Origin of the sequence: Paenibacillus sp. GM2FR (assembly GCF_002803325.1) — a bacterium.
Taxonomy (GTDB): domain Bacteria; phylum Bacillota; class Bacilli; order Paenibacillales; family Paenibacillaceae; genus Paenibacillus_AQ; species Paenibacillus_AQ lautus.
In genome coordinates, this window is record NZ_MKZM01000010.1 from 127,389 (window position 1) to 140,465 (window position 13,077).

General features: G+C 47.9%; 9 protein-coding genes. 8 read left to right on the top strand and 1 reads right to left on the bottom strand.

Annotation, left to right across the window (positions count from 1 at the left end; all coding sequences use genetic code 11):
* Positions 1-164: 164 nt before the first annotated feature.
* The 7 genes from PAEVO_RS25760 (at position 165) to PAEVO_RS25790 (ending at position 11,239) form a co-directional block, all read left to right on the top strand.
* On the top strand, positions 165-1,187 hold the full coding sequence (locus tag PAEVO_RS25760; RefSeq protein ID WP_100540362.1) for a 2-oxoacid:acceptor oxidoreductase family protein: 1,023 nt from the start codon (positions 165-167) through the stop codon (positions 1,185-1,187).
* Positions 1,184-3,481 carry a thiamine pyrophosphate-dependent enzyme gene (locus tag PAEVO_RS25765; protein ID WP_100540363.1) on the top strand — a complete coding sequence of 766 codons (2,298 nt, stop codon included), beginning with the start codon at positions 1,184-1,186 and terminating at the stop codon, positions 3,479-3,481. The genes PAEVO_RS25760 and PAEVO_RS25765 overlap by 4 nt, the downstream gene beginning before the upstream one ends.
* 171 nt (positions 3,482-3,652) lie before the next feature.
* A complete protein-coding gene (locus PAEVO_RS25770) occupies positions 3,653-5,917 on the top strand; it encodes a helix-turn-helix domain-containing protein (RefSeq protein WP_100540364.1) in 2,265 nt (754 codons plus the stop codon).
* A 224-nt stretch (positions 5,918-6,141) separates the two neighbouring features.
* Positions 6,142-7,137 carry an ABC transporter permease gene (locus PAEVO_RS25775; protein ID WP_100540365.1) on the top strand — a complete coding sequence of 332 codons (996 nt, stop codon included), beginning with the start codon at positions 6,142-6,144 and terminating at the stop codon, positions 7,135-7,137.
* A gap of 54 nt (positions 7,138-7,191) precedes the next feature.
* Positions 7,192-8,091 carry a carbohydrate ABC transporter permease gene (locus tag PAEVO_RS25780; RefSeq protein WP_009593409.1) on the top strand — a complete coding sequence of 300 codons (900 nt, stop codon included), beginning with the start codon at positions 7,192-7,194 and terminating at the stop codon, positions 8,089-8,091.
* A 133-nt stretch (positions 8,092-8,224) separates the two neighbouring features.
* Complete coding sequence (locus PAEVO_RS25785) at positions 8,225-9,931, top strand: ABC transporter substrate-binding protein (protein ID WP_100540366.1); 1,707 nt, start codon at positions 8,225-8,227, stop codon at positions 9,929-9,931.
* A 78-nt stretch (positions 9,932-10,009) separates the two neighbouring features.
* Positions 10,010-11,239: an alpha-L-fucosidase gene (locus PAEVO_RS25790; protein ID WP_100540367.1), complete on the top strand. Its 1,230-nt coding sequence runs from the start codon at positions 10,010-10,012 to the stop codon at positions 11,237-11,239.
* Between the two features lie 109 nt (positions 11,240-11,348).
* On the opposite strand, the gene PAEVO_RS25795 is transcribed toward PAEVO_RS25790, so the two are convergent.
* Entirely contained in the window at positions 11,349-12,086 is a 738-nt protein-coding gene (locus PAEVO_RS25795; RefSeq protein WP_100540368.1) for a TFIIB-type zinc ribbon-containing protein, read from the bottom strand.
* A 296-nt stretch (positions 12,087-12,382) separates the two neighbouring features.
* Between PAEVO_RS25795 and PAEVO_RS25800 the strand changes: the two genes are divergently transcribed.
* Entirely contained in the window at positions 12,383-12,949 is a 567-nt protein-coding gene (locus tag PAEVO_RS25800; RefSeq protein WP_100540369.1) for an SF0329 family protein, read from the top strand.
* Positions 12,950-13,077: the final 128 nt, after the last annotated feature.

Genomic DNA, 13,077 nt, shown 5'->3' on the forward strand with positions numbered 1-13,077 from the left:
TAAGATTGCCTCGCAATTGGACTGTTGAAGACAGTATACTTCGCTCCCACAACCGACATAGTGATTGGAATCACAATTTCTTAAGTAGTGAGTTTAATCACAAACCCCGTCCGTTTCTTCTTTTAAACTGGAATTAATGACCTAAGAAGAAATGAGGAGAGAACATGTCGATTTTACCTCAAAAGAATGAACTGGGATTTTTCGAGATCCGTCTCGAATCCATCGGCGGGCTTGGCGCCAATCTGGCCGGAAAAATGCTGGCCGAAGCGGGGGTTACCGGCTCCGGACTTAACGGTTCGAATTTTTCCAGCTATGGTTCGGAGAAAAAAGGGTCGCCAGTGAAGAGTTTCGTAAGGTTCTGCGCTCCCGAGGTGGAAATCCGCGATCACAGTCCCATTGAGCAGCCGCATGTCGTCGGCGTATTTCATGAAGCCTTGTATAAGACGATCGATGTCATAAGCGGATTACAGCCTGATGGAACGGTGCTTGTTAATACGGCGCGAGACCTTTCCGAAGTGGCCGTGGATCTGAACATGACCCAGGGAACGCTGGCCGTCGTTGATGCACTGAACATTTCCGTTGAGGAAAAAACGAAAGTGAATACGGCCATGCTGGGGGCTTTGTTCCGGATTTGCAGCTTCCTGAACCCGGACGATATGCGGCAGGTGATCCGTTCAACATTTGAGAAAAAGCTGCCCCACCTCGTGGAAGCGAATGTGAGGACCTTTGACAGAGGATATAACGAAGTCCTGTTCCTTTCCTTGGGAAACGGCTCAAAGCTTATAGACCAAATCGCTTTCGCAAGACCGCAGCCGATTCTTGGATATGAAACGCAGGAGCTGGGCGGGATTCTGAACGTTACGGCGAACAGTGTCCTGAAGGATCTTAGCGGCTCCCGGCAGGGATATTTGCCGGAGTACAAGATCGAGGACTGCATTCACTGTGCCGCCTGCGATACGGTATGTCCGGATTTCTGCATCGTGTGGGAGAAGAAGCCGGATAAGCGCGGGAATATGCAGATGTTTATGAAAGGCATCGATTATCAGTATTGCAAAGGCTGCTTGAAGTGTATCGAAGCTTGTCCGACCACCGCTTTGGCCGCCATGTTAGAAGAGCCGCATTATGCGGAGCAGCACCGTGTGCCGCAATTTTTTCCCTATTTAACTGCGGAGGGAGTCCGATCATGAATATGCAAATTCAAGAAACAACGGAGAACAAGCTGGCGGCCGCTCAAACGGCAGTCTTCGAATCGGGCAACGAAATGGCTGCCATGGCGGCTGCCCAGATTAACTATCACATTATGGGTTATTTTCCGATTACACCTTCTACGGAAATTGCCCAATATCTTGACATGATGCGTACACGCGGCGAACATGACATCAAGCTGATTCCAGCTGACGGCGAACATGGCTCGGCGGGGATTTGCTATGGTGCGGCCGCAGCCGGAGCACGGGTATTCAATGCTACCAGCGCGAATGGTTTCCTGTATATGATCGAACAGCTTCCTGTGCAGGCGGGCACACGTTTCCCGATGGTCATGAATTTGGTGACGCGTGCAGTCAGCGGACCGCTGGATATTCGTGGTGACCATTCGGATCTTTACTACGGCCTGAATACCGGCTGGGTGATTTTGACCGCTCGTTCACCGCAGGCCGTGTATGACATGAATATCATGGCGCTGCGTATCGCGGAACATGAAGACGTGCGCCTGCCGGTCATTGTAGCTTATGACGGATTTTTTACATCGCACCAGAAACGCCGGGTACACATATTTACGAACCGGGAAACCGTTCAGGCGTTTGTAGGGGAAAAGGCGCCTGAATATCCACATGTGCTGGACGAGAACAACCCGATCGTTGTTGGGGCTTATATGAACGGCGACGATTTGATGAACAACCACTTCCAACAGTCCAACGCCATGTACCGTGCGGGCGAGGTATTCAAGGAAGTGGCAGAGGAATACGCAGCTTTGTCCGGAAGATCCTATTCGCCGCTTGATCTGTACCGAATGGAAGACGCGGAGGTGGCTTTATTCCTGCTCAATTCGGCGGCCGAATCCTCCAAAGACGTCGTGGATCGGCTGCGGGCGAAAGGAATTAAAGCGGGCGTAATCAGTCCGAATATTCTCCGGCCGTTCCCGGCAAGAGAAATTCGCGAGGCGCTTATAGGTGTCAAAGCACTACTGGTTGGCGAACGTGCCGATTCTTACGGTGCGCACGGGGCCAATCTGACCCATGAGGTCAAAGCGGCCCTGCAGGAAATCCGTGGTCCGCAGCCAATTGTGTTGTCCCGCATATTTGGACTTGGCGGGAAGGACTATTACGCGGATGACGCGGAAGCTTTTTTTGCCTTGACGATTGAGGCCATGGAGCTCGGTTATGCCAAAGTACCGTTTGATTATTACGGCCAAACACCGGGAGCTGAGGAGCAGAGACTGCAGCCGGTCATTGCCCCGATGAATGGAGATAGCTTTAAATCGGGCCTGATCACCGTAAAGGTAGATGAAGAGACAAGTAAACTATCCGTTAAAGTGCCGCCGATGCGGGCGCTTGCCGCGAAACCGAAACGGTTTGCTTCCGGTCACGGAGCCTGCCCGGGCTGCGGCATTTTCCCGGCGCTGGAGCTCTTTTTCAAAGGGATTGAAGGCGATGTCGTTACTTTATTCCATACTGGCTGCGCTTATATCACAACCACGGGTTATCCGTATAACTCGCATAAGCAGAGCTTCATTCATAATTTGTTCCAGAACGGACCGGCGACTTTATCCGGCACGGTAGAAGCGTTCCTTGAGCAGAAACGCCGTGGGGAAATCGAAGTTCCTGAGGATTTCACTTTTGTGATGGTGACCGGCGACGGCGGCATGGACATCGGGATGGGTTCGGCCATCGGGACGGCGCTGCGGGGCCATAATCTGATCATTCTGGAATATGATAATGAAGGCTATATGAACACCGGTGCGCAGCTTTCGTACTCCACACCATTAGGACACATGACCAGTACGTCCGGTGTCGGCAAACAGCAGCAGGGCAAAGCGTTCCATCATAAAGATACGGTACAAATGATGGCGGCGGCGCATATTCCGTATGTATTCACGGGGACGGAAGCATTCCCGCAGGATCTTGTGAAAAAGGCGGCAAAAGCGCAGTGGTACGCCCAGAATGTAGGTACCGTCTATGGCAAGCTGCTGATCACATGCCCGCTGAACTGGAAATCGAGCGACAAGGATGGGGAGAACATCGTCCGCGCGGCCGTGAATTCAAACTTCTTCCCACTGTATGAAGTGGAGCAAGGAGAAACGAACATTACGTACGATCCTGAAGCGAAGAAAAAACAGGTGCCGCTCAGCGACTGGCTAAAATACATGGGCAAATCAAGACATCTGCTCAAGGAAGAAAACAAAGAAATGCTCGGCGAATTTGAAAAAGAAGTGGAGCGGCGCTGGTCGATTCTGAAAGCGAAACACGAGAACCCGCTGCTATAAAATATTCAATTCAGCATACTAGGTTTACAACAACGGAGCGGGCATTGTCCCGCTTCTTTTTTTTGTTTAGGTATGGGCGTATCGTTATGACTATGGAGAACTATAACCCAAAAGGTGCTTTTTAAGTTATAATAATTAAAAATTCGTGAAAAAACGGTGGGAGGGTTGATCATGCAGAGATCCTGGTACAAGCGTCTATTGCTCTCCTATATGCCCATTTTTGTCATTGTGATTACCTTTATATTTTTTGTTTTCTTTCAGCTGTTCAGCGAACAGAGCCGGCGGGAGGCGCTTAATGCCAATAAATCGCTTTCCTTGCAAGCGATGCGCATGGTGGACACGTCGCTGAAGGTGATCGACAATATGATCGTCCTCGAGAGCATCAACAGCAAGGCTTTGAATGATTTTTTCAAATCATCTGCCGTTGGCGATCCATATATTAATATTCAAGCTGTTCAGAAGCTCAAGGAGATTATTAATTATTATCCCTTGATCGATTCGATTTATCTGGTGAGGAATTCGGACGGCTATGTGCTCAGCAATGCCACGAATGGATACATAAGTACATATCCGGACCATGAATTTATTGAACAATATCAAGTATCGAAAACGCCGAAATGGACAGGCGCGAGAAATTTCGAACAATTTAAAATGAAGGGCGGCAAACAGGTGGTCAGCCTGGTCAGAGGATCGCCTTATATGAAAAACGACTTAGGCATGATCGTTGTCAATGTGAGCACGGAATCCTTGAACAAGCTTACCGAAGAGATGCTGGATTCCAACATGAGCTTCATTCAGGTTCAGGATACCTCCGGAAATCATTTGTTCGGCACCAAAGCGGATCGTCCGCCATCCCAAGTCAATTCCCAGTATGTATCAAGCTATACGAATTGGAACTATGGAAGCGGTTTGTTGAACAACGGTTTTGTAAGCGCTGTCTCTTATCTCTATAATCTTTGGTTTATCATAGGTCTTGGCATGATTGCCATCGGCTTCCTATGGATGATTTATGTTTCCAGGCGAAATTCCAAGCCCATTGAGGAGATCGCTGCCCGTTTCAGCAGCTATTCGCTTCCGGTGGTGAGCAGTAGCCGACGTAAGGGGAAGCTGGATGAATTCGCATTTATCGAATCCGCCTTTGACAGCATACTGGAACAATCCAAGGAATATCAGGAGAAATACCGGGAGGATCTCCATGTCAGGACCCGGTTTATGTTCCGCCAGCTGATCGAAGGGGACTCGCCTCTATCTGTATCCGAATGGAAGTCTGAAGCGGCTCGACTGAATTTGCCGCTGCCACTGGATCGATATCGTATGCTCATCCTGGAGATTGATAAGTACGGGGATTTCTGTCGGGATTATTCCAAGACCGATCAAGATCTGCTTAAATTCACTCTGCGGACGGTCGTGGATGAGATCGCTTCGAAATGGGACTGCCGGCTGTGGTCGGAATGGACATCACCTCACAACCTGTCCATTATTCTGTTTGAAGAACGGGATCAGGACAAGTTTGAGGAGGCCGTACTGGTTCCGATTGCGGAACAAATCCTGGCATGGACGCACCAAAACTTGAAATTTACAATTACGATGGGAATGGGTCGGTCGACAGATCAGATTGGCGATATTCCGCAATCCTATAAAGATGCGATGCAAGCCTTAAAGTATAAAATTGTGCTCGGTGAGAATCGTTTGATCCGCAGCGAGGATATTTCGAGCCATGGCATTGTCGAGGTTTATACGCATTTAGGTGAGATTCGTGCAATTATCCAGTCCTTCAGAATGCAGAAGGAGCAGTGGAGCGAGGATTACGATCAATGGTTTGAACAGCTGAAGAACAGCTTCTTGACCAATGATGAAATATTCAGCCTGATGAATTATCTGGTTTATTACACCGGCAGCGAAATGTCGCGACTAGGCAAGGAAATTTACAACAAGTGGATACAGGAGGAATTGCCGAAGCTGACGGTAAAGGTAGACAATTCCTATTCCCTGGAACAGCTGAGACAGGAAATTAAACAAGTGCTGACGGAGCATTATGAACAGATGAAGCAGATTCATCATGACAACCAATACTCCAGCATCATTAGAAACATATGCGATTTAATTGAGCGTGACTATGCCAATCCGGATCTGTCCCTTGAAATGCTGGGGGATCGTTTTCAGCTGAACGCCAAATATGTGAGCAAATTGTTTAAGGAAAATACCGGACAAAGGTTCGTTGATTTCCTGATTGATATCCGTATGAAGGAAGCGAAGCGGCTGTTGACGGAAACGGACTATTCCGTGCAGGAGATTGCAGAGCGGGTCGGATATGCCCATGCTATTTCGTTTACCCGCGTTTTCAAGAGGACAGCTGGAGTTACCCCGGGCGAATACCGGAATGGCCGGAAGGCCAAGGAACGGGGAGAAAATGATTCAGCAGTAGAAAACGGTTAAGGCGGCGATCATGGATCGCTGCCTTTTTTGATTGAGAATGAACCCGTTGTTAAGGCGTTCCGTCCGCCTGGAATGAACCCCGATTCGCTTTCTATGAGGAGGCCCAGGCGAAAATGGTTAGTCGTTTTTATTTTTGTTTCTTGTTGCCGGATGACATTGTTGTATACACTCGGTTTACATCGCAAGGACCTGAAAGTAGGAATGGACGAAAGGAGCTAACCCGCATGCCGAGACTGAACGCTAGGCTTCAAACCGAACCAAGCCTGGAACCGAAACCTCCCACAATACTGAAAGCGCTGCCAGAAGTGAAGAAAGGAAGGTCCAGAGGAAAACAAATTAAGCGTCATTGGCAGCTGTATCTCGTTCTCTTGTTACCCGTGCTTTATTTGATTATTTTCAAATACATACCGATGGCCGGTATTGTAATCGCATTCAAGAATTATAACGTCATCCAGGGAATCTGGGGCAGCGACTGGGTCGGGCTGAAATATTTTCGCCAGTTCTTCGATTCGCCGAACTTCTGGCTCTACATTAAGAATACGCTTGGCATTAGCTTCTACGGATTGATTGTAGGCTTTCCCGCACCGATCCTGCTGGCACTCGCGCTGAATGAAATCCGCAACGGCCTATTCAAGAAGACGGTACAGATGGTTTCATATGCCCCTTACTTCATATCTACGGTGATTATGGTTTCGATCATTATCGTCAACTTGACGCCAAATGTGGGGATGATCAGTAAATTTTTCGAGATGTTAGGTATGAGTAATACGAATTTTATGGGTATACCGGGCCTGTTTAAGTCCATTTACGTCTGGTCCGATGTTTGGCAATTTACAGGTTACGGAGCGATTATCTATATCGCGGCACTGTCCGGCGTTAACCCGGAGCTGTACGAATCAGCCAAAGTAGATGGCGCGTCCCGCATCCAGAAGATTCTGAACATCGATATACCAAGCCTTATTCCCGTATCGGTCATTCTGCTCATTCTCAATCTGGGCAACATCATGAAACTAGGCTTTGAAAAAATATACCTGATGCAAAATCCGCTTAACTTAAGCACATCGGAAGTCATATCCACTTATGTGTACAAGGTTGGTTTGCTGGGCTCCAGCTTCAGCTTCTCAACGGCGATCGGTCTCTTCAACTCGGTCATCAATCTTATTCTGCTGGTGTCCGTCAATTACATCGCCAGAAAGCTGTCGAACAGCAGCTTGTGGTAGGCCTGTTCTACGCAGCCAGTAAACAATAGCAACTTTGGAAAGAGAGGAGACCCTATGTTCAAAAAAGCCGCTATACGTGAATCGAAAGGCGACCGCCTCTTCATGTTCTTGATCTATCTGTTTTTGACCCTGGTTCTTATTGCCGTAGCTGTACCATTAATCTACATCGTAAGCTCGTCCTTCAGCTCGCCTCAGGCGGTTACATCGGGCAAGGTTTGGCTGTTTCCCGTAGATTTTACGCTGGACGGCTACAAGGCGGTATTCAATAATCCGCAGATCGGCGTCGGCTATCTGAATTCCCTCTTTTATACCGTTGTCGGCACCCTCATCAATGTAACGCTCACGATTATGCTGGCTTATCCGCTGGCGAAGAAGTCGCTTTACGGCCGCAATTTCTTCATGGTTCTGCTGGTGATCACGATGATGTTCGAAGGAGGACTGATTCCTTATTACCTCGTCGTTAAGAATCTCCATCTGCTGGATACGCGGTGGGCCATGATTTTACCGGGGGCACTGGGGGTATTCCAGGTTATCGTCGCAAGGACGTTTTTCCAAACCACGATTCCCGATGAATTGGCGGAAGCCGCGGAGCTGGACGGATGCAGTGACATCCGGTTCATATTCAGCATTGTCCTGCCGCTGTCCAAACCCATTATTGCGGTCATGACATTGATGTATGCAGTCGGGCATTGGAATGCTTATTTTGATGCACTGATCTTCTTAAGGAATCCTGACTTGTTCCCGCTTCAAATCATTCTCAGAAACATTCTAATTCTGAATTCAGTCGATGCTTCCATGATGGCGGATGTGAGCCAGATGCAGGCGCAGCAGGGGCTCAAGGATTTGCTGAAATATTCCTTGATCGTTGTTGCCAGCTTGCCTGTGCTTATCATATATCCTTTCGTCCAGAAACATTTTGTCAAAGGCGTCATGATCGGCTCGCTAAAGGGCTGATCATGACAGAGCGATCATGGTTTCAAGGAGGTGAGGCTGTACATTATTCAGATACGGCAAAAGCTGGTGGAGGTAAAAGCATAGGAAAGGGCCAAACGCCCGAAATACGGATGATAAACGGGGGGTATATTCGATGGAAAAGAGCATGAAGAAGAAAAACTGGCTAGGTATCATTAGCTGCCTAATGGCTTGCATGCTGCTGCTTAGTGCCTGCGGCGGAACCAATTCCGGCAATCAGTCAAATGGCAAGACGGCCGACAACGGTGCTGCCAATGAAGATTTATTTAATGCTGTTGGTTCCTATCCGATCGTGAAGGAGCCGATGACCATTAAAATGTTCGCGCCTCAGTTTGCGTCAATCGAAAACATGGATACCAACCTATTTACCAAACATCTTGAAGAGAAGACGAACATCAATATCGCTTGGGACCTTGTACCGGAAAATGCTTTGAACGACCGCAAGCAGCTCATGCTGGCCGGCGGCGATTATCCTGAAGTCATTCTCCAAGGGAATTTGACCAAGGAAGAGCAAATGAAGTATGGGGCGCAGGGCGTGTTTATCCCTCTGAATGATTTGATAGACCAATATGCACCCAATATCAAGAAAGCGATGGAGGATATCCCTTACATGAAAGCCTCCATCACGACTCCGGACGGCAACATCTATGCATTGCCGCAGGTCAATGAATGCTACCATTGTGACAATGCGCTCAAAATGTGGATCAATAAAAAATGGCTCGATCAAGTGGGACTGCCTGTTCCAACGACAACTGACGAATTTTATACGGTGCTGAAAGCGTTCAAAGAGAAGGATCCGAACGGCAACGGTAAACAAGATGAACTCCCGCTGACAGGCTCGGATGAAATGTGGGCAGGCAACGTCTCCGCCTTCCTGATGAACTCGTTTATCCTTGATGATTACGTCGACAAGGGTTCGGGTACGTTCCTCCGCGTCATGGATGGCAAAGTTGATTTTACGGCAAACAAAGAAGAGTGGAAGCAAGGCCTCCTTTATCTGAATCAATTGTACAAAGAGGGATTAATTGATCCCGCAGCCTTTACCCAGAATGCCGATGCTGTTCAGCAAATGGCCAACCGGGAACCGGACAATATTATGGGTACGTTATCAACTGCATTAATTAGTTATGCTTACAGCATGGATGATAAGGCGCCGCGTCATAAAGATTATGTTGCCCTGCCTCCGCTAAAAGGCCCGAATGGTGTGCAGCAGACGCTGAATTTTGCGGGAATCGCTGTCTCACAATTTGCGATTACGAATAAAGCGACGAAAGAGCAGCAGATTGCCGCCATCCGGTTAGCGGATTATCTGTATACGGAAGAAGCGATCGTGTTGCAGGAATATGGCCCTGAAGGCAAAGGGTGGCGGAAAGCTGAATCCGGAGAAAAGGGTATGGATGGAAAGCAGGCTAAATATACAGCTATTCCTATCCCCGACAAAAAGCCGACGCATAATGACGGTTGGGAGCAGATCGGTCCATCACTGAGAACCTACGCTTATCGCGCGTCCTGGACAGCTCCTCAGGATCCGCTCGCTCCCGATGGATACGGTACCCGTCTGAATAAAGTCTCCGAGGAATATGAACCGTATCAATCCAAGGAGCAATATCCATCGGGATTGTTCATAGCACTTGAAGATGCCGAGCTCGTAGCTCAGATCAAGACAACGCTTGTCGACTACGTGAAATCCAATATGGCCCAGTTTATTACAGGCTCCAAAGATATTAACAAAGAATGGGATGCATATGTGAAAGGGCTGGACGGCATGCAGCTGAACCAGTACCTGGAAATCTATCAAAAGGCATTGGATGCCGGAAAATAATGCTAAATCGGTTCCCTGCACACGGGTCTCCCTTGCGCAGGGGATCATCATTTTCATAGAAAGCAGGTGTATGATTCAATGAATGAACTTGCAAAGCCATCTCCGCAGCAGCTGGCATGGCAGGATATGGAGCTGGGTATGTTCTGCCATTTCGGTATGAATACGTTTTGCGATCAGGAGTGGGGAGACGGAACGGATTCAGCGGAAATCTTTAATCCGGAGCAGTTGGATGCACGGCAGTGGGCCAGGACCGCAAAACGCGCAGGCTTCAAGTATCTGGTATTGACCGCAAAGCATCATGACGGGTTCTGTCTGTGGCCGACGAAAACGACCGATTACTCCGTGAAGTCCAGCCCATGGAAAGGCGGCAAAGGAGATGTCGTCCGTGAGGTTGCCGATGCCTGCAGAGAGGAAGGGCTCCAGTTCGGATTATATCTGTCCCCCTGGGATCGGCATGAACCTTGCTATCCCGATAAAGAGGCTTATGACGATTTTTATGCGGAGCAATTAACGGAGCTTCTGACCGGGTATGGACCGCTGGTCGAAGTATGGTTCGACGGAGCCGGTTCCCAAGGCAGGGAATACGATTGGAACAGAATCATCGGTCTGATTGATAAATACCAGCCGGATGCGATGGTCTTTAATATGGGGCGCCCAACGATTCGCTGGGTAGGGAATGAAGACGGCGTTGCGCCTTATCCGTGCTGGAATACGGCCACCACGGCGAAGGAGAGCATGTTCACCAGCGATATGATGACCTGGATGGAAGGGACTCCGTCTTGGGTACCGGCTGAATGCGATGTTCCGATCCGCAAGCGTCACTGGTTCTGGCATCCTGACGATGAAGCAAGCTTAAGAAGCCTGGAGGAAGTATTGGATATTTATTACCGCTCGGTCGGTCATGGCGCTACGCTGCTCTTGAATATATCCCCGGACAACCGCGGACTGCTGCCTGAAGTGGATGTGGAGCGCGTCATCGAATTCGGAGATGAAATCCGCCGCAGATTCGGGCTGCCGGTTGGCCAAACGAGTGGAGAAGGAACCGAGCTGCTTCTGAAGCTGGAGTATATTCAGCCAGTCAATCACGTCATCATCATGGAAGACATTGCCCATGGGGAGCGTGTGCGTGAATATGTGCTCGAAGCATTCAGCTATGGCGAATGGAAAGAGCTTGTACCTGGAAGTGCGATCGGGCATAAAAAAATCGACCGGTTCGACACCGTCGAAGCCGATCAATTGCGGGTTCGTATTCTTTCCAGCGTGGAGCAGCCTTTGATCCGCAATTTGGCTGCATATCACGTGGAATGAAATTAGTAAAACCAAGAACAGACTGCCGCGGCAGTCTGTTCTTGGTATTTGGTACTTCGTCTATATTTCTTAAGTGGAGCTTAGAAAATACGGCATGGGTATCTTGATTTTACGCGCTAATCACGTTACCGCAATAGTCGCATTCCTTCTCATCATTAGCATGCACGATGATCCTGGCTCCGCAGCTCGGGCATTCCATGGATCTAGGTCCGCGCCCCCGATCCTCGCTTTCATCGTATTCGTATTCGTTGTCTTCATATTCCTCATCACCATATTCGTCAACATATTCTTGTTCATAATCAGCATCATAGGCTTCATGATACTCTTCGGGCTCAAGTTCGAGGGTGCCATTCTGAATTCGGCCGAAGGGCAGCATGTGCTCAGTGATCATAAAATCCAAGTCTCGAATGACGTGACTGGGAGATTGTTTCGTCTCTACGGCGATATGATCCATTTCTCTGATCCTTCTGTTCATAACAAGGTGGTAATACTGGTGCAATAATAGGCTGAATTTACTGTCTGCCCGGCGGCCCAATATGAAAAAAACGATAGCCGGAATTAGAAGCATTATTCCATATATCCAGGCAGAATCCCAAAAAAGTTGAACATCCTCAGGGTTGTTAAAGTCAAAAGCTAAAATAAATAACCCCATGATTAAAATAAAAGTATAAACCAAAAGCCATCCAATCAGTCGATGATTTCTTCCCTTGCGAGCGTGATGAACATGAGTCGCCAGTACACGGAATAATGTCATCAAGAGACCGACGGGATATAATGTGAAGGCGAGTGTTAGGATGACACGGTCGAACTTGGAATATTTCGATTTATAAGGTAAATAATCTTCCATCCTTAGTACTCCTTTTCATACGGTACTATCAAATGTATGTATACTGGTTCTAATATACGATCATTGTATACGATTTATGGTCTTTGTTGTTGCAATATTTGGAAAAAACGGTCGGACATTAGGGGAACGGCAGAGAAGGAAGCCTTGATGAGCTGTCTAAACGAACCTAGAAGCCGATATTCCATTCAATATGCGGGACATGTTATGGGTTGTTTTTTGGCAGGGGTTTATTCATACTGAATAAGATGTGCAGATGAATACCGCACCCCTCAGGGTTTGAAAACATAGGAGGAACCATGTCCTGGAGCAAATTGAAGCAACAGCTGGAGAGTTTTCTCAGTCCTGCATTAGCTGGAAGAGTTGAATATCGCGCAACCGGTTATCGTTATTTACCTGATAAAGCAGGGCTTTGTTATATTTCGGTTGATAAAAAGAACGTACTCCATATGAGTGATAAAACCAGCTCCATAAGGTGGTATCAGACGGAGCTGGAAATTAAGAATGATCCCCGTATCCAAATTCCGATCAGCGATGATGAATTGGAAGCCGTCAGAAAGGAAACCAAAGGGACCGTTCCGGAGGATCGTCTAATCGTCATTGCAAGAAATAGAAAAGTGTCCGTACTTGCAAAGGAGCTTTTGTCAGCACAGGCTGCATTAAGTAAATCCAATTTTGTCGCTACAGCGAATAAGTTCTTATCTACTTCTATAGAAGAAAGCATGGAGAGCGATGATATCTTATTGAATATTCTAGCTTTGGTAGACAGACGAGTTGGCAAAAAGCGGATTGTAAACATGGCCGAGAAGATGAAGTTAAAGCATCCGATTGTGCAGTATTTTTATGAACTGCGGCGCCGTGCGTGATGAGCATGAACTTGCATTGACGGGTCACATCGCTTTAGGAGTGCTTTCACTGCTACGATTAACATATACTGCCGTTTGATTTACGCTGCTTAAACATGCTATAAGTGAAGAAAAAGCAAGGACATGAA